At 33.1% G+C, this 23,327-nt stretch carries 12 protein-coding genes; all 12 read right to left on the bottom strand.

What is annotated here, in order from left to right; genetic code table 11:
- Window positions 1-134: 134 nt before the first annotated feature.
- Window positions 135-1,661: a sulfatase family protein gene (locus FHR24_RS06780; RefSeq protein ID WP_167185761.1), complete on the bottom strand. Its 1,527-nt coding sequence runs from the start codon at window positions 1,659-1,661 to the stop codon at window positions 135-137.
- A gap of 188 nt (window positions 1,662-1,849) precedes the next feature.
- Entirely contained in the window at window positions 1,850-3,256 is a 1,407-nt protein-coding gene (locus tag FHR24_RS06775; protein WP_167185758.1) for a sulfatase-like hydrolase/transferase, read from the bottom strand.
- 143 nt (window positions 3,257-3,399) lie between these two features.
- Window positions 3,400-5,601, bottom strand: coding sequence for a glycoside hydrolase family 3 C-terminal domain-containing protein (locus tag FHR24_RS06770; RefSeq protein WP_243846509.1), 2,202 nt, complete (start codon window positions 5,599-5,601; stop codon window positions 3,400-3,402).
- 18 nt (window positions 5,602-5,619) lie between these two features.
- Window positions 5,620-7,395 (bottom strand): arylsulfatase, encoded by a 1,776-nt coding sequence (locus FHR24_RS06765; RefSeq protein WP_167185755.1) that lies wholly within the window; start codon window positions 7,393-7,395, stop codon window positions 5,620-5,622.
- A 108-nt stretch (window positions 7,396-7,503) separates the two neighbouring features.
- Complete coding sequence (locus FHR24_RS06760) at window positions 7,504-10,029, bottom strand: glycoside hydrolase family 2 TIM barrel-domain containing protein (protein WP_167185752.1); 2,526 nt, start codon at window positions 10,027-10,029, stop codon at window positions 7,504-7,506.
- Between the two features lie 323 nt (window positions 10,030-10,352).
- Window positions 10,353-11,837 carry a sulfatase-like hydrolase/transferase gene (locus tag FHR24_RS06755; protein WP_167185749.1) on the bottom strand — a complete coding sequence of 495 codons (1,485 nt, stop codon included), beginning with the start codon at window positions 11,835-11,837 and terminating at the stop codon, window positions 10,353-10,355.
- 121 nt (window positions 11,838-11,958) lie between these two features.
- Entirely contained in the window at window positions 11,959-13,236 is a 1,278-nt protein-coding gene (locus tag FHR24_RS06750) for a family 16 glycosylhydrolase (protein ID WP_167185745.1), read from the bottom strand.
- Window positions 13,236-15,014 carry a metallophosphoesterase family protein gene (locus FHR24_RS06745; protein ID WP_167185742.1) on the bottom strand — a complete coding sequence of 593 codons (1,779 nt, stop codon included), beginning with the start codon at window positions 15,012-15,014 and terminating at the stop codon, window positions 13,236-13,238. The genes FHR24_RS06750 and FHR24_RS06745 overlap by 1 nt, the downstream gene beginning before the upstream one ends.
- Window positions 15,015-15,048: 34 nt before the next feature.
- Entirely contained in the window at window positions 15,049-17,433 is a 2,385-nt protein-coding gene (locus FHR24_RS06740; RefSeq protein WP_167185739.1) for a T9SS type A sorting domain-containing protein, read from the bottom strand.
- A gap of 219 nt (window positions 17,434-17,652) precedes the next feature.
- Window positions 17,653-19,497, bottom strand: coding sequence for a sulfatase-like hydrolase/transferase (locus FHR24_RS06735; RefSeq protein WP_167185736.1), 1,845 nt, complete (start codon window positions 19,495-19,497; stop codon window positions 17,653-17,655).
- 287 nt (window positions 19,498-19,784) lie between these two features.
- A complete protein-coding gene (locus FHR24_RS06730; RefSeq protein ID WP_208412295.1) occupies window positions 19,785-21,434 on the bottom strand; it encodes a sulfatase-like hydrolase/transferase in 1,650 nt (549 codons plus the stop codon).
- Between the two features lie 29 nt (window positions 21,435-21,463).
- Window positions 21,464-23,281, bottom strand: a complete 1,818-nt coding sequence (locus tag FHR24_RS06725) for a sulfatase-like hydrolase/transferase (protein WP_167185733.1) — start codon at window positions 23,279-23,281, stop codon at window positions 21,464-21,466.
- Between the last annotated feature and the right edge of the window lie 46 nt (window positions 23,282-23,327).

The following is a 23,327-nucleotide window of genomic DNA, read 5'->3' as shown; positions in this document are numbered from 1 at the left end:
CTAATCAATAAAAGAATCGCTCACAACTAAAATTAGCGTTGTGAACGATTTGTGCTATCTATTTAATCCATTTTGTCTTTATCATACTCTGTATTGTAATTCAATCAACATATTTATTCTTTTAGAAGAACAAATTATCTTTTTACGGAATGCCCTTGCTCTCTATAGGTCGTTAACAAAGTTTCCATTTCTTTAATTTTATCAGGATACTTCTCGTATAAGTTAATGCGTTGTCCCCAATCATTTTTCATGTTAAACAACAAACCTTTGGTGCTAAAAGTAGTGTAACCTCTTAATTGATTGTAATTATTAGGTAAAGGTTTAGATCCTGCTCCATTATTATGATTAATGTACAACCAATCTCCTTTACGAATTCCCCATTTATTTTTAAAGGTATTGTGAACCGTAGCTTCCCTCAATGGTTTTTGATAGGATTCCCCCATCCAAAGAGGCTTTAAACTGTAACTATCTGGAGCTGCATTTTTAGGCAAATCACTGTTTGTGATTTCTGCCAGCGTAGCCATTATATCTACTTGAGAAATTACCTCCTTAGAAACCGTTCCGGCTTTAATTTTATTTGGCCAAGAAACAATAAACGGTACATGATGTCCTCCTTCCCAAACATCTCTTTTTACTCCTCTAAAATCTCCTGTGCTATAATGTCCGTACTTTTCTGCTCTAGCCAATGCATATCTTTCAGGGCCATTGTCTGCTGTAAAAATAACAAGTGTGTTGTCATCAAACCCTTTATCTTTTAGTTCTTTTAACACCTCTCCTACAACAGCATCTGTTTGTACTACCCAATCTCCATAACCACCAGCATCAGATTTCCCTTTAAATTCTTTGTTGGGAATAATTGGTGCGTGAGGTGATGGCAAAGCTAAATACAAAAAGAAAGGATCTTTTTTCTTTTGTTTCCCTATCCATTCTTTAGTTTTGGTTTGTATGGTTGGTAAAACGTTATAAGGATTCCAATTTTTAACCATAGGTCCTGGTCTAAATTCCCAATGTCCTTCTGCAGTTTCCATTCCTTTTAAATCTAATAAAGTAGAGGGAGCTTCTACCACTTTGTCATTTTCTATAAAACAGTAAGGAGGAAAGTTAATAGTTCCATCTCCAAAATAATAATCAAACCCTCTGTCTAAAGGCCCTCCTTTAATCGGTTTTGTCCAATTGATAGCTTTGTGACTTATGGATTTCTTTTTCTTACCAAACACAACTACATCATGTTTGGGTTCCTTTGGATTTATTTCCCAGTCCCAACCCAAATGCCATTTACCAATACAAGCGGTTTTGTATCCTTTTTGTTTTAGAATTTGAGGTAAAGTTATATCTGTATCTTTAAAATAAGGTTTTCCAAAACTATTTACAATTCCGTGACCTCTTCTCCAATGGTATTGTCCTGTTAACAAGGCAAAACGACTTGGTGTACAAATTCCCGAAGAACTATGAGCATCTGTAAATCGCATTCCGCTAGCTGCAAGTTTGTCTAAATTGGGAGTTGGAATTTTAGAATGAGGATTTTGGCAATTTAAATCTCCAAAACCCATATCATCTGCATAAATAACAACAATATTGGGTTGTTGGGCATATACAGGTACTGTACACAAGAAAATACAACTGGTAACTATAACTACTACATTTAGAAAACGACCTTTCATATAAAATATATTAAAAAAAATTAGACATATCAGCTAAAAAACTAAATGTGAATTTACAGAAGACAGCTTTATAAAAGGTAGAATATCGTCTTCTTTAAAGGGGAAAATCATCCGTTCTGTGTTTATAAAACAAAAAACCTTGGTAATTGATAAATTACCAAGGTTCTAATTATTGAATATCTTTAATATTATTCTACAACATCTAAAACTGGAGTTCTTTTGTCGTCCATACGTTTCATTGCGTTTACTTCGTACTTACGTTTTAACATAAATAAAGGTCTTTCTAACTCTCCTTCCCATGTAAATAAATCAGTAAACAACTCTTTTAGCTTTTCTGGATATTGGTAAGCTAAATTATTGTTTTCAGATTCATCCTCTTTAATATTATACAATTCAGCTGGTCTATCAGGAAAACGTAACAATTTCCAATCTCCTTTTTTAACAATTCCTCTATTTTCTTTTTTCCAAAACAAGATTTCGTGAGGAGCTTTTTTGTTTTTATTGGTGATGAATGGTAACAAATCAACTCCATCAATATTTTTAATTTTTGATGCATCACCTCCTGCTATGTTTACAAAAGTTGGTAATAAATCTAACAAACTTATATCCTTTTCATATTTAGACCCAGGCTTAATTACAGATGGTAATTTCATAATAAACGGAACTCTAATTCCACCTTCTAAGTTGTTAGATTTACAACCACTTAAAGGATAATTACAAGTATGTGTTCCGTCAGGACCTCCATTATCATTAGAAAACACAATTAAGGTGTCATCTTCTAAACCTTCTTCTTTTAATTTTTTTAAAATTTGACCACATGCTTTGTCCAAAGCCAATGTCATTGCTGCTAATATTTTACGTTTTCCTGTCAATCCTTTAATTTTAGCTAAATCTTCTGGAGTTGCTTGCATTGGTGAGTGTACTGCATTGAAAGAAACATACATAAAAAATGGTTTTTTCTTATTTCTATCAATAAAATCACAAGCTTCATCTGCAATATCATACGTTAAATACTTGCTAGGTTCCTTATAGTATTTATATCCTTTTTCTAACCTATCTTCAGGTTTGTCTGCTGTCTGTTTTTGTGTTAAAGGGAAAAAACTTCTTGCTCCTCCTCTAAATCCATAAAACTCAGTAAATCCTCTTTTTAAAGGGTGATACCTGTCTGCATTCCCCATGTGCCATTTTCCTAACACAATAGATTGGTAACCTAAATTTCCTAAGTAATTGGCAATAGTTTTTTCTTTTAACGGAAGTCCCATATCATCTCCTAATAACTTAGAAGAATCACTCATATATCCTGGCACATTGTTTTCTTCAAAACCAAAACGTTGTTGGTACCTACCCGTTAACAATCCTGCTCTAGACGGTCCACAAACAGCTGCAGTGGTATAAGCTTCTTTAAACACCATTCCTTCTGATGCCAACTTGTCTAAGTTTGGAGTTTTAAAGGTTTTGCTTCCCTGAAAACCAAAATCATGATATCCTGCATCATCAGCAAAAAGAAAAACAATATTTTTTTTCTTTTGAGCTTCTGATTTTTGAATTCCCACAAAAACCAACATTACAACAATAACTTTAACTATTCTTTTCATTTTTTATAACTATTAATGATTTAATATTATCAAATAAACAAACTTAAGTTTGTTAGCTGTAATACATATGTTTTATTATCTATCACAACAAATAAAATGGACTACTCATAATGTATATTATCAAAAAAGTGTTTCACCATTGGTTATTTTAATGTCACTATTTTCTCTTGCGGTTGTGCAGCTCCTAATGATACACTGTGCTCACCTGGAGAAGAATTACCTACTGTAATTTTATAAGCTCCTTTTTCCCAAACCTTTTCTCCTTTTGTATTGATTACTTTTAAATCTTCTGCATTTAGCGTGAAAGAAACTGTTTTAGTAGTTCCTTTTTTTAATGAGATTCGTTTGAATGCTTTTAAACTTTGCAAAGGCAAATTCTCTTTGTTTTTAGTAGGACTTACATATAATTGAACAACCTCTTCTATATCATAATCCCCAATATTGGCAACCTCTACGGTTACTTCTAAATTTCCTTTTTTTCTTAATTTTGATGTGCTTACTTCTAAATTTTTAATTTCTGTTTTAGAATATGTCAGTCCAAAACCAAAAGGAAACATCGGTTCTTCTGTCATGTACTTATACGTACGACCTTTCATAGAATAATCTTCATAAGCGGGTAATTGGTCTACGTTTTTTGGAAACGTAATAGGTAAGTGCCCTGATGGAGATACATCTCCAAACAAGATATCTGCTACAGCTGTCCCTCCTTGTTCTCCAGGATACCACATTTGTACAATTGCATCACAGTGTTCTTCTATTCCTTCTAAAGAAACAGGACTTCCGCTTGCAATAACCAAAACCAAAGGCCCTTTTTTCTTTTTAGCCATAGTTTGCACGTAGTCTATTTGATTTTGAGGTAATTTTAAATCAATTTTATCTCCCACAAATTCTGCTGCAATCGCATCTACTTCTTCTCCTTCTCTATCCGCAGACAAACCTACTACACAAATAGTTACATCAGATTCTGCCGCAACATTTGGTGCCCAGTTTTTAGGATTGATGTTTTTATGAAATGGCAAAGCACCACTTCTATAATTTAAAGAAGAACTCAACGAAACTGCATCTGCAATACCCGCTAAAACAGTTACAATTCCGGGGCTAATACCGTAATAACTTCCCATTAACACATCAGCAGAATTTGCAAAGGGTCCTGTTACATAAGGCACTTTTACATCTTTAGAAATAGGCAATGTATTGTTTTTGTTTTTTAATAACACAATAGATTTTTGAGCAGCTTCTCTAGCCAAAGCTATATGTTCTTTACTATGAATATTTTCTGCACCAACTTGTAAATATGGATTGCTCTCAGATTTATCAAACATTCCTAATCTAAATCTTGTTTTAAACAATTGTTTGGTTCTTTTATCAACCAATTCTTCTGTAATTAATCCCTGATCAATTGCTTTTTTTAAGTTTTTATAAGCACCTCCACAATTTAAATTGGTTCCTGCTTTTAAAGCAACTGCTGCTGCTTCTACAGGAGTTTTTACGTATTTTAATTTGTTAGAAATACCACTAATTGCTCCACAGTCTGATGTAATATATCCATCAAAATTCCATTCATCTCTTAACACATCTTGCAATAAAAAATCACTAGCTGCTGCTGGTTTTCCATAAACAGCATTGTAAGCTGCCATTACTCCTTCTACTTTGGCTTCTTTTACCAAAGCCTCAAAAGCGGGCATGTACGTTTCATACAAATCTTGCTTTGTAGGTTCTGCATTAAAATGATGTCTCATACTTTCGGGTCCAGAATGTACTGCAAAATGTTTGGCACACGCTGCACTTTTTAAATACTCAGGATGATTCCCTTGTAATCCTTTTACAAAAGCAATCCCTATTTTAGAGGTTAAAAAAGGATCTTCTCCGTACGTTTCTTGACCTCTTCCCCAACGTGGATCTCTAAAAATATTTACATTAGGTGTCCAAAAAGTCAACCCTGCATATTTACTATGATTCCCGTGTTTTTGAGAAATAATGTACTTTGCTCTTGCCTCTGTAGAAATAGCACTAGCTACACGCTCTGCCAAATCTGGATCAAAAGTAGCACCTATTCCTATTCCTTGTGGAAAGACCGTAGCTTTTCCGTTACGAGCAACTCCGTGTAATGCTTCGTTCCACCAATCATAATCTGGCACTCCCAAACGCGGAATTGCTGGGGCACCGTTTCTTAGTTGCTCTATTTTTTCTTCTAATGTCATTTGAGACACCAACACCTCTACTCGTTCATCAATAGGCAATTTTGTGTCTTGAAAAGAGAAATTTACCTCTTGCGCTTGTGCTGTAAACACCATTCCTAGAACGGCTACAACATAGGCTTTGCTACTTTTAAAAAAACCTTTCATTTTTAATACTTTAACTAATTATAAACCTTTTATATATTTTACATAGGTGTAGTACACTCCATATTTTTCTTTCCCTTCAATAAAATCAGTAGTTAACAATGTTTTTCCTGGTTCTAACTTTAAGGTAAAAGTGACCATTTCATCTGTTTTCTGAATTTTTTTCTCGTGTTTTTGGTTGGCAATACTAATGCTAACCTTATCTGGGGTAATGGATTTGTAATTGTATAAATCCTTTGGGTTTTCTGATGGAATTCCCACAATAGGCCCTAAACATTCTTTTGGCCATCTGGCACAAGAAATTTCGTAAACCCCAGCTTTTTCAACATAAATAGCATGTGTATTATTTTTGTTTTTAAGCCCTACTGCAACTTGTTCTGGTTTCCATATTCCACCATCTTCACCAATAGCGTGCTGTATGGTTAATTTTATTTCTTTTTGCGCTTTGTTTCCAACTACATGAAAAGGCAATTCTTGGTAAGCTCTCTTTTGTTTTGCTTTGGCTACAAACTGTTTGTTATTATACAACAGTTGTTTTGACAATTCAGGATGCTGCTCAATTACATTGTTTTTTTGTTTAGGATCTACCTCAATATCATACAGCTCTTTTCCGTTAATTAACCTCCATTTTCCGTGCATGATACAAGATTTAGCTACATCACTTGGCGGTCTCCAATCTTGATTGTTATGTACAAACGCTATTTTATTTTTTAAACTTGCTTTTGGGTTAGAAAGAATGGTTGAAAAATCTCGTCCATCCAACTTCATGTTTTCAGGAATCTTTAAATTACACATGGCTGCCAAAGTTGGCATTAAATCTACATGTTCTGCCAATTCATTTAAATCTTTACCTCCTTGTATTTTTCCGTTAGGCCAACGAATAAAAAACGGAACTCTATGCCCCCCCTCTTCTTTATCTCCTTTAATACCTCTAAAACCTTTATTGTATCCAAACTTACCATTTTTGCTGTACCCATAACGAGTTCCGTTGTCACTCATAAAAATTAAAATGGTATTGTCTACCAAATCTTCTTTTTCTAAAAAACGCTGAAACTTTCCAAAATTCTCATCAATATTAGCTATCATCCCATACAGGTTGGCACTAATAATTTCTTTTCCTTCTAAATTTTTATATGGGGCTGCGTATTTTTCTGCTACAATTAAAGGATCATGAGGTGCATTGGTAGGCAAATACACAAAGAAAGGTTTCTTTTTATTTTTTTTGATGAATTTGGTAGTTTCCTCAAACCAAACATCTGTACAATATCCTTTAAATTGTGTAGCCTTGTTATTTTTATAATAAACATCATCAAAATAACTATTTCCCCAGTAGTCAGACAACTCTCCTACTCCTCCTGCTAAGTGATGAGTCGCTTCATCAAAACCTAAATCTGTAGGACGAGATGGGTAATTGTCTCCCAAGTGCCATTTACCAAACAAAGCTGTTTTATAACCGTTATTTTTAAAGACATTGGCCATGGTTATGGTATTTTCTGCCAAACCATCTCTCCCTTTAAACGTTGCCCAGGTTCCATTGTTTATTGGGTATTGCCCAGTCATAATGGCTCCACGAGTAGGTGTACAAAGTGGACTTACATGAAAATCAGTCATTCTTACCGATTTTTCATAAAAAGCATCAATTTCTGGAGTTTTTAACCAAGGATTTCCTTGACAACCTAGATCTCCAATTCCTAAATCATCTGTTAAGATTAAGATTACATTAGGTGCCTTTTTTTGTGCATTTATTTGCAATACGAACAAAGCAAATAATGTGTAAATCCATACATTTTTTTTCATCCTATTCTTTTTTTAATTGTATGCGTTAATTACTAGAGTATATGTACCAAAAAAACGGTACAGAAACCTTTAAGTTTCTGATACCGTTTTATATAATTTACGTTTGTATTACTGAGCTTCTATCATTACTAAATTACTCTTTAATTTAGGTGCAGTTGCTTTTACAATTACAGCATCTGACTTTCCTTTTAAAGATTGTATCAACAATAAGGCTCTACCTTGAGATGTAACTACTTGATTGGTTTGATAGTCTTGTAAACTTTCTTTAGAACCGTTATCTACTCCTAAAACTTTTACATCTCCATCAACATCAAAAGTTAATTTTACATCTTCTGTAGTCACATTCAGTCCATCTTTATCTACCAATTGTGCAATTACGTGCGCTACATCATAACCATCTGCCGTTAACACCGTTTTATCTGTTGTTAATTTTATACGAACAGGTTCTGTTGTTGTTGTTAACGTTACTTCCATTTCTGCTCCGTCAAAACCAGCTCTTGCAGATAACGTTCCTTCTTGAAAAGGAACAGCCCAACGTAAAATTCTATCAGGACTTCCGCTTAATGTTCTCCATCCTAAAGATTTTCCGTTTAACAATAATTCTGCTTTTGGTAAGTTACTAGGTACCTCTACAATAATGGTTTCTCCTTTTTTGTAATTCCAATTCTTTTGTGCTCTACTGTTGTTCCACTTTAAAAACTTAGCAGATTTAATTTTTACTTTCCCACTTAATTCATCCACCATTAATGAGTCTTTAACAGGGTAGGTTCCTAAAGAAATATGTGGTTTGTTTACCCAAATACTTTTAAAGTGATCCCATCCTTCTTTTTTAAATCCTGCAAAATCTAAGATATCTCCATCCCAACCTTTTTGTGGCCATTTGTTATGTGCTTCTCCTAAATAATCAATTCCTGTCCACATGTACATACTGTAAATCATTGGATCTTCTATAATAGAGTTCCACTCTTCCCAAGTACCTGCATTTTCGTTTCCTGTAAAATGCATATTTGGATAATATTTTTTACTCCAATCGTATTGATTAATTTGATAACTAAACCCTACAATATCTAAAGCATCTGCATATCCAGAAGCCAAACTAGCTACAGGAATAATTAAGTTTGCTGTAACCGGACGAGTTAAATCTAATTCTTTTACCCAACCCGCCAATCTTTTAGCCGTTTCTGCTAATTTGTATTTTCTGTCTGGTAATTCTTGGTAACGCTTTTTCATTTCGTCTGCAGAAATGTTAGGAATTCTATTCCAATAACTTTTTGCTCCTGGATCCCATAAACCACTAACGTAACGGTAATGTTCGTATGTCCATTCAATTTCGTTACCAATACTCCATTCAAAAATTGATGGGTGATTTCTGTCTCTTAAAATAGATCTTTTTAAATCGCTTTCTGCCCACTTTTGAAAATGCTCTGTATATCCTGTAGTAATATAATCAGGCTCTCTTTCCTGCATATTCCATCTTTTGTCTTTTGGATTGTCAAATTCATCAAAAATTTCTGACTGAACTAAAACTCCCATTTCATCACACAAATCATAAAATTCTTGAGAAAATGGATTGTGTGATGTACGAATTGCATTTACTCCAGCATCTTTTAATGCTTGAATACGTCTTCTCCAAACTCCTTTAGGAACAGCTGCTCCAACCAAACCACCATCGTGATGAATACAAACTCCTTTTACAAAAGTAGATTTACCATTTAAGAAAAAACCTTGATCTTTTATGTGCTTAATTGTTCTAATCCCAAAAGGTGTTGTGTAACTATCTATCACTTTTCCGTTACTTACAATTTCGGTTATTGCTTTGTACATGTTAGGACTATCAATATCCCACAACTTAGGATTATTAACCTCTAAATTTTGAGTAATAGCTGTTTCTTTTCTTGAAGATAATTTTGATGAATTTTCCTGATTGGCAACCAATACATTATTTTCATCATAAATTTTAGTAACTACAGAAAACTTAGTTCTTCTTTTTCCTTCGTTAACAACTTTGGTTTCTAACTTTACTGTTGCTTTTTCAGAAGTGATTTCTGGAGTTGTTACATACGTTCCCCAAATAGGAATGTGCAAATTATCCGTAGTAATTAAAGTAACATTTCTATAAATACCACTACCTGTGTACCAACGTCCATCTGCATAACGAGAATGGTCTACGTGTACCGTTAATATATTTTCAGAACCATCCTTTTTTAATTTGTTTGTCAAATCAAAATAAGTTGGAGAGTAACCATAAGGGTTTTCTCCCAACAGTTTTCCGTTTAACCAAAATGTAGCGTTATTGTATACTCCATCAAACAAAACAAATGCTTTTTGATTGGAAACATTTATTGGGGTTTTAAAGTGTTTTTGGTAAATACCAATACCTCCTGGCAAATAACCTGTTGCTCCTTCTAACTCTTTACTAAAAGAAGCTTCTACACTCCAATCATGTGGCAATCTAATAGCTCTCCAATCAGCATCTTTTAACGGAACATTCGTTGGTAATTTTGTATCCTTTACTAGATTAAATTTCCAATCAAAATTAAAATCGTGTTCTCTTTCTTGAGCATTGATTATATTACATACTAAAATTAGTACTGCCGACAAGAGCCAAAATCTTTTTACTGTCTGTTTATTCATCTTTATTTATATTATATCTTTTTTTTTGCTTAAAAACTTATATTTTATTTTGTGGTAAAACCACAATTCCACTATTCAAGTATACTTGTTTTATTCACAAAAAATCAAAATAGACAAACAAAACAATATTACATATGGTTAAAACAGACCTAAAAACACAACTTTTTAATTACTAACAAATGAACAAAACCTAGACAACAGCACTAAATAATTAATTTACAACCCTTTAGTCCTGAAATTCAAAAAGCTAATTACCTATAAAAACTTCCTTAAAACAGGCAGTCTAAACTTTAATTTAAAGAGAAAAAAAGTACACAATTCTGTTATTTATAAACTAACACTTGCTCTAATTTTTTAGAAAACTCTGCATTGTCTTTAAAGGGATCATTTTCAGTAATTACATAGTTTTTTAATTTTTTAGCCAACTCTACAGCAATTGTTTTGTATTGTTTTTCACCATAATGATTTATCAATTCATCAGGGTCATTTTTAGTATCTATTAACCAAGGTTGAGATTTAGAAGACACGTCAATTGCTAATTTATATCTATCTGATATTACAGCCACCCAACTTTTATGTATTCTACTAAACGTAACTCCATCCCACGATTTTAAGTTTGGATTTTTTAATAATGGGCTTAAATCTTTTCCTGCAAATTTTGGTTGATTTTTTACGCTAGCCATGTTTAAAAAAGTAGGCATCCAATCTGTATTATTTACTGCTGTGTTTATTACTGTTCCTGCTTTTATTGTTTGCTTAGCATACACGATACAGGGAATTAAAGCAGACCCTTCAAAAGGGGCTCCTTTGTTTACTTGATTGTGTTCTCCTAACAAATCTCCATGGTCGGATGAAAACATAATAATCGTATTTTCTAAAATTCCTTTCTCTTTTAAAGAGGTTATCAACTTTCCTATATTATCATCTATACACTTAACAGACCCAAAATAAGTAGCAATCATGTCTTGCATTTTTTTAGGGTTATTTACCTTTTTATCTAACTTTCTCCATTTTGGTGAATGCTCATTTCTACCCTCTAAAAAGGTTCTGGGCATAGAAAAAACATTGTCTTTATACATCATATCATAAGGTGCTCTAACCGCATCAGGACCGTGTGGCTCTGGTAGACTTACCACACAAAAGAAAGGGTCTTTTTTGTTTTCATCAATAAAATCAATGGTTCTATCCATTAACCAATCTGTAGAATATGTTTTTTCATTAGCCCCAGCCATTCCATAACTAGGCTCTCCTTTTTTATTTTTTACAGCTATAAAAGGAGTTCCATCATTGGACATTCCAAATACTTTCCAATGTCCTCTGTTAAACATGTAACGATTGTTAACAAAACCATGACTTGCCTCTGGTGCCCAACCCGGTTTGCTTTCTCCACTTAAATGCCATTTACCCACATATCCAGTTTTATAACCTTCTTTGTTTAGAACATTGGCTATAGTTGGATAGCTTTTATCAATTACATTATTATTTACAGACATATTTACCGTATGGGGATATTGTCCCGTAAACATACTAGATCTAGACGGAGAACATACAGGTGACGATGCATACATACTTGTAAACATGGCTCCATTACTTGCTAGCCAATCTAAATTAGGAGTATCTACTACTTTATCCCCCCATTGTTTGGCTTGCTCAGGCTCCATTAAGTCTCTGTAACAGCCTAAAGTTCTAAAATTATGTTCGTCTGTAATTACCCAAACAATATTCGGTTTTTTATTTTTTTGAGCTTGTGTTGATAAGTTACTCAACAACAATACTCCCAAAAAAAATGCATATAATAAACGTTTCATATTTTGTTTTTAAAAAATAATACTAAACAAATGTAGACCTAGATCTTACTAACAAGTGTAACATATAGCTAAAAACAAAACATAAATAGGTATTTCTTTAGCTTACTTACTGTAAAAGCTATTAGTTAATTTTTAAAAACAAAGTGCTTGCCTCTATAGCATCTTTAGGCTTATTCGTTTTGTTAATATCTCTAATAAATGCCTCAACTTTGTATTGTTCGTTTCTAGAAAGTTCTTTATCTAATTTAAATTCTATCTCCATATTTCCATAACCAGGAGATACATCAAATTGTTTTTCCGCTATTTTTTTATCCCATTTTTCTTTTAACTTATCTGTTGTTTGAGATATTTTTAAATAAATAGTTCTTTTTTGATTCGCTTTAAAACTAAATGGAATTTTAATTTTTTGTTTTTCAGATATTTCCATTTCTGTTTCTGGAAAAATAACAGTTTCATGATACAATTTTACTCCCATTTCATAATTCTGATTCAAACTACTATCCAAAACATCCACTAGTTTATACCCTCTTACCCAGTCATAATAAACTGTGTTTTTAGTGTCATCTGCTAACTCTTCATCTGTAGGTAATTCTATCCAAGGAAAAGGATACGTTTCAGAAACCAAACGCATATACATAGGTTCGCTAAAAGGCTTACCAACAACTTTATCATAAAACTTCATATGCTTTGGCTCTCTTTCATCATAATAAAAACTAGCTGAGTTTTCGTCTCTCCACCAACCTCCATATACGTGAAAATCTTTAGAAGGTAATTCTGAATTATGGAATTTAACAGCTGGAGCTCTTAAATCGTGTTTTTTCTTATCGCAGTCCGTATACCAAAAATGTCCGTTGGAGTTCATTCCGTTCGCAAAATGATTCCCTGAAAAATCTCCTGTTCTCCCAATACACTCTTGAATATCCCACTCTTGACCATATTTATCACAATCGTTAGGTCCTTTAGCAGTTCCATTTGTAGAAAACCAAAACGTAGTTGACATAGTGGTTGCTGCCGCCTTTACACGACATTCATAATATCCTAAAAAAGTCGATTTTTTAGACACTACTGCTCCTCCAGCAATGTTGAACTTTAAATTTCTTCCGTAAGCTTTAACAATGGTATCTTTTTCTAGCTTTTCTCCTTTTATCTGCATGTAACCATCTTTTACAGACACCTGAGAAGGTAAAAAAATTCCCGGCTCTCTCCCTTTCCAATTAGGATGATGATCAAACCATTTTTGAGCATCTAAAGACGTACCATTAAATTCATCAGAAAAATCTGGATTCATTACCCATCGTTTTCCCATAGGTGGTTGTGGCGGTCCCGATTGTGCGATTGTAGGCAAACAGAATCCTAAAACCATCAGAACACATACAAGTTGTTTTTTTAACTGATTCATTATTTAATTTTTAACGTTTTTTTATTCTTTTTTTCAGCGCTTAATTCATAAAATATTTGCTTATTAACTCCTTCTCCAACTTCAACTGCATATACTCCTGCATACATTACATTAGGTTGGTATTCTTTTCCTTGAATTCTTAACGAAGAAACAACTTCTTTGGTAAATTGATTTTTAACTGTAACTACCTGATTCGATTTGTCTATTTTTAAAGTTGGCAATTCATATCCATCCTTAATTAAATAATTGTCTGTTTGATTAAAAGTTACTGGCCATCCATTGTAAGGTTTTGCATTGGGAGCAAACATATCTACATTTCTTGCCCAACACTCATAAGTAGTTTGACGAGTTGCTTTGTTAAAACGAATAATTCCGTACCCAGAGGCTCTACCGTTTAATAAGTTTTCTTTGAGAGTGTTGTCTTTGTGAGTTGGATTTGCAATAGCCAATACTGTCATTTTATTATGAAAAGCATCTAAATACTCACCCGTATAATCTGGCATTCCTTTTACATGGTTTTTTCCTGGAGCATCTGGTTTAAACCAACGCATCCAAAAATTAGAAGCCGCTGGTACTGCAAAAGAATAGCCTGCATTGTTCCAATCTTCTACTCCATGATGCAATACAGATCCTAAATGCTGATCACCAGCAATCATACAAGAAAAACTTTTTCTAATAACGGACAATGCCTTATTTCTTCCTGCTTGTGGCCAACCGTTAGAGTCTACACTGTATTTTTGCTTTTGATCTAACGTTGGAGAATGTGTGGTTACATTGGCAAAAATGGTTTGAGACAATACAGCTTTCATTTCTGCACCTTCCCAATCCGTTGTCCAATCTTCTAAAAAATCTAATTGTCTCTGTCCTAACAAAGTCGCTTCTGGCACATCCATATCACGAGTATCATTAAAACGTTTTTGTCCTAACACTCTTTTAGGTCCCGATTTAAATTTACGGTCTTCTAAAATAGCAAAACTCATTCCTCCCCATTTATAATCTGTATAGTACACTCCTATTCCTTGCTGAATGGGAGTTGGGTCGTACGGATCTGGCAAATGACTAGTTTGTGCTCTTTCTACTTCTTTTACATAGTTTACAGGCATGTAATACCCTCCTAAATTACCATCTCTAGTTGCAGATTTTCTTCCTCCATCTCCCCATAAATTTCCTTGCCCCACATCATGATCATCTGGAATAACAATTGTTGGTGTATTTCTAATAATATCTCCAAATACTTCTCCAAACTTTAACCAATATCCATAATGATCACTATGATCATAAGACTGATCTCCTGCAAAAAACAAAACATCTGGTTGAAGGGTTTTAAAATTATTGATCACATCATCTGCAGGCCCTTGCCCTCCGTGTTTTTTGTAAATAGACCAACAAGAAAATGCAGCCATTACAATTTCATCTTTTTCTTTAGGGTTTTTACGTACAATTCCATCGTAAAAAAACTGGTTTTTATAGACGACTCTATATTCTTTTTCTTTAGTATCATCCCAGTCTTCAACTCTAAAATGTGCTGTATAGCCAGGGTACTGAATATCAGACTCCTGAACCGACTGCCATTTTCCTTCTTTTTTAATTTGTAAGGTTGCTCTAAAAGGATCGTAGCCTGTAACAGGATAAAATTGTGCTGTTAATTTTAAAGTTTGTTCATGCACGGTATACATGGCAAAACAAATTTTATTTTTAACCAATTTTTTTTGTGCATAAAAAGAGGTGCTAATTAGTACGATTAACAAAAACTCTATTAAACATTTTTTATACTTCATCTTTATAATAATTAGAATAGATTATATTTTTTATTTAAAACAAGGCCAGTTTTGTGGTTGATTTTTCTCCATCAACTACAAGCACCAACATATACACTCCAGATGTAAATTTTGAGGTATTGATACTTGTATTTTGATTCTTATTATTTAATTTTTTACTTACTAATTTGTTTCCAGTAATACTCATCAAGGTCAGTTCTAATGTTTGTTGATGTATACTCTTTATCTGTATTTCTTTTTTTTCTGAATTGTAAACCGCTTTTACTTTTTGTGTATTTTCTAACGGAGTAGACAATTCCCCCTCTACCGTTTCTAAAATCCAAGCACTTGCATTTGCCAATTCTTTATCTTCATTATTTTCTCTAGCAATTTCTATTTCTGCATAATCTCCCTGTTTTAACATTCTAGATTTGCGTTCGTTTCCTCCAGGAAAAATTTCATAAACCTTGCTAGTTCCTAAATTGTGTTCTCTAAAATACCAAAAAGGAAGAATATCGTTAGACGAATATTCATAAGTATGTTCTACAAAAATAGTTTCATCGGTACCGTTGTTAATATCACCCAACGTATAACCTCTGTACACCTCTATATGTTTGCCTGTTTTGGCATTTTTCACATTATGGTAATACGGGTATTTAAAACTCAACTCCCAGATATCACTTTGGTCTGTAGCAATATTAGCATTGAAAGTTAATTTTGAATCTGCAGCTGAAACTGTTAGATATTCCCCAGTTAAGTTGTTTTTAATTCGATACTTTTTATTGGTATCTAGAATAGATTGTGGGGCTTCGGTTATTTCTGTTTTCTCTATCTTACTTTCAGGGTATTCAACTTCTAAAGAGGTATCTCCACTCAATAATTTATAGCTAAAAACCCCATCTTTTTGAGCCGTTAATCCCGTGTTATTTTTAAACACAATATTTTCTGAAGGCAATTCGTATTGAAGATATCCTTCATCATTTCCGTGATAATAGGTAAAATCTATGGTCTTATCACTTGTGTTTTTAGCATAGGCTTGGCTAAAATCATTATTTTCCATTACCAAATTATACGGAGCATTGGCAGAAATAATCCAAGCATATTCTCCTATCCATTTGTTGTTGGTTATGGTAATGTCATGACATTGTTGTGTTTCTCTATCTATGTAAATTCCGCGTGCAGGACTTATATGCTCAAACGTATTTCCATCAATTAAAAAATGATGTCCAAACTCTTCTATATGAATCATATCTACATCTTTACGATAGCCTTTAAAATGATTGTTTTTAACGTTTACGTAAGAACATTTTGATGAAATTCCCAAACCTGTACCGTCTAACAAACAATTGATAATTGTACTCTCATTCTGGTTCCACACCACAGGATACTCATCATTACCAGCATCTAAAGAAATTCCACGAACATTGTAATTCACCTCATCAAAATTGGGTTTAAAAAAGGAGTTCTGAATGATAAACTTAGGAGCACTCCCTATTCTCCCTTTTCTGTTTAAGAAATAACCTCCATCAGCAAAATTGACAAAAGACACTTGATTGAAAACAACATCAGCTCCATTACCTCCATACACCTGAACTTTTCCTCCATTTAATTCAACATTAGAAAATAAAATATTTTTATAATACTCTCCAGTATTTTCATTCCCATAAGTAGGCCCCGAAATTCTTATAAACACATAGTTAGGCTCTGTAATTGCTTGTAATCCTAAATTTAAAATAGATACATTGTTACTGCGAATAGTACCATTCTTTAAGTTTTTAAAAAACGTTTGTACGCTGTAAGTCCCCACACTGGTTTGTGTAACAACAGGTTGTTTACCTGTGATGCAAATTTCTTTATCTATATGTAAAGATTTTCCTTCAAAATCATACATTTCACTCTTAAACAAAAGAGTATCTCCTGCTATGGCATTTTCTAGTGCTGAATTGATGTTATTCACCAAACTAGTTCCTGATGCTGTGGTGTACAATTCATCAAAATCTATTAATGCAGCTTTTCTAGGCTCTATTACGTTTAAATAATAGTTGTACAATTGGCTATCGTGTCCGTTATAAGTAGCGCTAACTTGTAATATTTGCGTATTAGCATCCTCACCTTCATTTACGGCCAACCTATAATTTTCTGGTATTTGTAAGGTGTGATTTAACTCTCCTGTAAAAGGCGGTTCAATATCTATGTTATACAACTCTAATGGATCTACCCAAGTTCCTTTGGCAAAAGTGATTAACCTTATTTTTACAGATGTTACGGTTGCTGCACTGTACGTTCCTTTTATCGTAAAAACATCTCCTTGTTGCCAATTCCCTATATTGTCTCTATGATTAGGGTTAGTAATTTCGTTAATACTTTGAATAACTAAATCTTGTGACCAAGCAAAGCACACCGTGAAAAATAACACTATAAAAACACCTACTTTTTTCATTCTGTTTAATTTAAGTATTTATTTACTTGGCAATTTTGAATCAAAAGAGCTGATTTATAAACAATATAAGCAAACAAGTATACTAAAGTAACTTTAAAAATTAGTAGTAGCTAGACTAGACAAAATAACGACAGTTCTTTTATTTGCGATGTAAACACTGGATAAACTAAAAAAGCATAAAATAAATTTTATGCTTTTTTAACTAATTAATGATTGTATTTATTTTTTCAACTTTAACTTATAATCATGAGCCCCTGGTGCAAAATTACTTCTTACAACTTCTGTTCCATCTGCTTTTTTACCCCACAACACCTCTACTCTGTTATCCCCTAACACAATATTGATTAGCTTTTGTTTCATTTGCTCTGCAATTTTAGCATACTTTTTATCAAAAGCTACATTGTTAATTTCTTTAGGATCTTTTTTCATATCATACAAAGCAGGATCTAATTCTGCGTAGCTAGCTTTTAAAGCCCAGTCCATATTTTCTCCTCTTTTTTTATTAGGACGAGTTTGCATAGAAAACACATAATCTTTGGTTCTAATATAAGCTCTTGGTCCAGATACAGCATGACTTTCTCCTACAATATAATCTCTTTTTGGGGCTTTTTTAGACACTACTTCTTTCATATCAAAACCATCTAAATATTCGTATTCAGATTTTTTTAAGTCGGCACCACCCGCAGCCATAATGGTTGGAGCAATATCTACAAACTCTGTGTAGTCTCTCACAACTTTTCCTGCAGGATATGCTTTTTTGTCTGATGACACTACCACAATTGGGTTGTGACTGTCTATTTTCCAAGAAGAAAACTTAGAAACAGAACCATGATCGTTTAATTTCCATCCGTGATCACCACAAACATATACAATCATCCAAGGTTGATTTTTCTTTTTACTATAAGCAATAAAATCATCTGTTGCTTGTCCTACCAATTCATCACCATAAGCACAGAATGCATAGTAATCTTGAATCATTTTTTGTTTTTCTTCATCTGTAAAATGATCAGAATACCCAAGTTTAACTTGTTTTCTTAATTGAGCAGGCATTGTTTTTAATTCCTTTTCATTAAAAGCAGGAACTTTATAGCTGTATTTTTTAAAACGATCTCTATAACTTGCTGGTGGCAATACTGGAGTATGAGGAAAATCAAACCCAATTTGACAAAACAAAGGCTTGTCTGGATTTACTCCTTTAAAAGTTCTGCTACCTGCTTTAAAGTCCTTGTTTTCATTTTTTAAATAATCATTAAAAATAGCTGTGTAATAACCATCTCTTGTTTTTCCTGCTTTTCTAGAGCTTACTCCCGCCAAAATACCAGATGTAAACGGTGTTTGTTTTTTTTGATCTTTCTTGTAATGCATTAATAAATCGTACTTTTCCATGGCTGTTTTAGCCTCTCCCTTGTGATTAGGAAACCTTTCTTCAACTTCTTTAGACCTATATGAGAATTCTCCATCTTCCTCTACAAAAAATTCAACATTTTTTAGTGGTTTCTTTAATTTATCACCATCAAATTTAAAAAACCAATCTTTACCCCAATCTGTCAATCCATCTCTTCTTAACTGTTTAAAACTAATGTCTTTTTGATACATTTCTGCATCTTTAACACCTCTTTTGGTATTGACTTTTGTTTTTAAACGAACTCCTAGTTTTCCAATATGTAAAGTCTCATAGCCTAAAGCTTCCATTTGTTCTGGCAAGGTTGGTTTAAAATGAGGTGCATTGTTGTTATGATATTCAAACTCATACACTCCAGATCTAAAAGGGTAACGTCCGTAATGCATAGAGGCTCTAGAAGGAGCACAACCAGTGGCTTGACAATAGGTATTGATAAACGTTGTTCCTATTTTTGTTAAACGATCTACGTTAGGAGACTCTACATACCCTAACTCGCTCATTTCTTTTCCCGTTAACATTTTGTTAAAAGCTCTAATAGCATCAAAACGCTGATCGTCTGTTAAAATCCATAACACATTTGGTTTTTGTTGCGCTACCATTCCTTTTGATAACATTACAAAACCAAATAACATTAGCTTTAGTATTCTGTTAGGTGTTTTCATAAACTTGTATATTAATTATTCTATCTTTTAGATATCGATATTTACATTCGACACTACAAGAATAAACGTATATAAGGTTTATCCTAGAAAAATAAAAAGGAAAACAAAACACAAATGGTCAATTTATCTATATCAAATTGATGAATATATACTCAACAATAAATAGACAAATTGACCATTTGTAAGATACTAGTAAATTAGATTAAGCCATGTAATTGAGCTTTAAGCTAAGTTTATAACTATGAACTCAGTAGAAAAAAAATTTCCTAGAGTAGGTAAAACTCATTTTATCTATTTCCTTTAATTTCCAATTTTTTCACTTCTCCATATCCACCTTTTGGAGCATCATGTTCTGTAGCATGCAAATCATATTTTGGAAGCACCTTTTTAAGCTCATCTCTTTGTTTACGATGAGCATCAGAAACTGATTTCCAATCGGTGATTATAGGATAACTAATTAAGTCGTCGGGAGTTTTACTCACATCGTACCATTTACCATTTCCTCCTTTTAACACTAAATCTCCTCTAATAATAGTTTTATCCTTATGATATCCGTAAATCCAATTTCTGTGAGTAGTTTTTTTAGTCGTTAAAAAAGGAATTAAACTCTCTCCGTTAATCTCATAATCTTTAGGAATTTCAACACCTGCCACATCTGCGATAGTGGGTAAAATATCTGAAATATTAGCAATTACTTTTTGCTTTCCTTTTTTAGTCATATTTAATACTGGTGCATAAATAATTAAAGGCACATGAACTCCTTTTTGAGACACAGAGCTAGATTTTCCGTAGCCACTGGTTGCATTGTCTGCACAAAAAATAAAGATGGTATTGTTTTCTATACCCAATTCTTTAAACTTGTTCATATACTGCCATACTTGATAGTCTAGGTAGTTTATATGATTATGAATTCCTTGCCCTGTAATCGTATTGTGTGTATCGTAAACTCCATTATCTCCAGTGATATTAGTTTTTGTACGTGTGTATTTTTTACCATCCCATTTAATTTTAGGGGTTCCAGGCCACTTGTTGTTTGACTCTGGATGGAAATAATCAAATGCATCATGACCTAAATTACTGGTATGGTAAATAAAGAAAGGTTTCTTTTTCTTTGTTTTTCTCTCCATAAAATCAAAAATATGATCTAACACTACGTCAGGTGAATACGTATTCAATCCAAATGCTTTTTTATCCTCTTTACTGTAAGGCCACCATTGTAACTCTTCTGTATTATTAGGATGATTTAGTAACTGTATGTGAGGTTTCCAAAACCAACTAGCTTGTACATAAGACCTAAATCCTAATTCTTTGTCTGTATCTCCGTTAAAAAGCTTCTTTTTACCATCTACTTTTTTAGAGTACACCATAAAGTCTGTGGTATGAATTCTTTTGTTATAGGCAGCTTTAGGAGCTGTAAAACAACCTTCATCAAATTGAAAACCTTTTGTTTCCATTTGAGTTTTACCAGCCCAATAAGTATCATAACCTCCTTTTTTGGCTACATGTGAAATTGTATGAGGTGAGCTATCAAATAAATTCCACTCCCTTTTTCCTTTAGGATTTTTACCTTTGTCTTTATTATGCCACCATTTATGAAGGTGAGCATATCTACCCGTCATCATCATTGCGCGACTAGGACCACAAATTGTAGCAGCAAACGTAGTTTCTATAAAACATCCTTCTTGGGCTAACTTATCCATATTAGGTGTTTGAGCTCTAAATTTAGGGTTCGAAGTATTGATATTTTGTTTGCGACCTTCATCCCCCCCTTTTATAGGTCTACTCCATACTTTAGAACCATAAATTGGTATTTCACGTGCGCTGATATCATCTGCAAATAACACAACAATATTCGGCTTCTGTTGAGCTTTACTTTGAGCAAAGCTTACTAGCAATAAAAATGCTAGAAATACTTGAATTTTCCTTCTATCTCTCATAATTCATTCTCTCGTATTACACTTTTAACTTACTTTAATTTTAGTTTATAATCATGAGCTTCAGGGGCAAAATTACTTCTGTAAATTTTGGTTCCTGTACCTCTTTTCTCCCAATCTACCTCTACACGATTATCTCCTAAAACAATATTTAGCAATTTTTCTCTCATCTTTTTTGCTACTTTTTTATACTTCTTATCAAAAGCTACATTATTTATTTCTTTAGGATCTTTTTTAAAGTCATACAGTTCAGGATCTAAATCTTTCCAAGAAGCCGTTAATGCCCATTTCATATCTTCTCCTTCTTTTTTAGTAGGTCTTGTTTGTAAAGACAAAGTGTAATCTTTTGTTCTTATGTATGCTCTTGGTCCAATTACAGCATGTGTTTCTCCAACAATATAATCTCTTACAGGTGCTTTTTTAGAAACAACCTTAGCCATATCTAAACCATCTAAATAATTATATTTTGAATCTTTTAAATTAGCTCCTGCTGCATTTAATGCCGTTGGTGCAATGTCTACAAATTCTGTAAAATCTGTTACTATTTTTCCTGCAGGAAATTTCTTTTTATCAGAAGAAACAACAATTATAGGATTGTGACTATCCCATTCCCATGGTGTAAATTTTCCTGTAGCACCATGTTCATTCAACTTCCAACCATGATCTCCACATACATAAATTACCATCCAAGGTTGATTCTGTTTTTCACTATAAGCTTTAAAATCTTTTACTGTCTGTCCTACCAATCTATCTCCATAAGCACAAAAAGCATAATAGTCCTGAATCATTTTTTGCTTTTCTTTATCGGTAAAATGATCTGTATATTTGTAGTTTACAGACCTTTTTACTTGTTTAGACATGTTTTTTAACTCTTTCTCTGTTACTGTAGGAATTTTATAAGTGTGTTTTTGAAAACGCTCACGATAATCTGCAGGAGGAATTACTGGTGTATGAGGAAAATCAAAACCAACATGAGCAAAAACAGGTTTTGAAGGATCGACCCCTTTAAACTTCAATTTCCCCACATTAAACTCTTTATTTTCATTTACTAAATACTCATTTAAAAAATGTGCATAATAACCATCTCTAGTTTTCCCTGCTTTTCGTGGGCTAACTCCAGATATAATCATCCCTTTGTACAATGATTCTTTTTGGTTCTTTTTATGATGTCTTTTTAAATCGTACTTCTTGGTAACTTTTATAGCCGTTTTTCTATTTTCTTCATCATTTTCTAACACTTCTGATACCTTTTCAAATTCACCTTCTGGTGTTACAAAAAAAGCTATTTTTTCACCTCCTGGAAGCGACCCATAACTATAATCCGTTAATCCTTCAAATCCAAGAGTTCTAAAATCAATATCCGTTTCATATACCTTATGTTTTATCAATTTTCCTTCATCAGAAAGTCCTCTTAACCTAAAGCCTAATTTACCAACATGAAAGGTTTGGTATCCTAAATTGGCCATTTGCTCTGGTAAAGATGGTTTTACATGTTCCGCTTTATCATTATGCCACTCAAACTCATAAATTCCAGATCTAAACGGGTAACGTCCTGTATGCATAGAAGCTCTAGAAGGAGCACATCCTGTTGCTTGACAATAAGTATTGATAAAAGTAGTTCCTTGAGCTGCTAAAGCATCTACGTTAGGAGACTCAATATATCCTAATTCACTCATTTCTCTTCCATCAATAGCTTGATTGAATGTTTTTACAGAATCGTAACGTTGATCATCTGTTAACACCCATAAAATGTTTGGTTGCTGTTCTTGTGCTACTAACTGCTTAGAAAATCCAAATACAGACAAAAACAAAAATCCTGTTATATTTACTCTCATATTCATTAATTTCATATTTAATAGTTAAAGATATCTTATTCTTATAAGAATTTACTTCCCT

The sequence above is a fragment of the Wenyingzhuangia heitensis genome, assembly GCF_011762155.1.
In the GTDB taxonomy this organism is placed as follows: Bacteria; Bacteroidota; Bacteroidia; order Flavobacteriales; family Flavobacteriaceae; genus Wenyingzhuangia; species Wenyingzhuangia heitensis.
The sequence above is the reverse complement of the archived record's forward strand: the minus strand, read 5'-3'. Positions and strand labels throughout refer to the sequence as shown.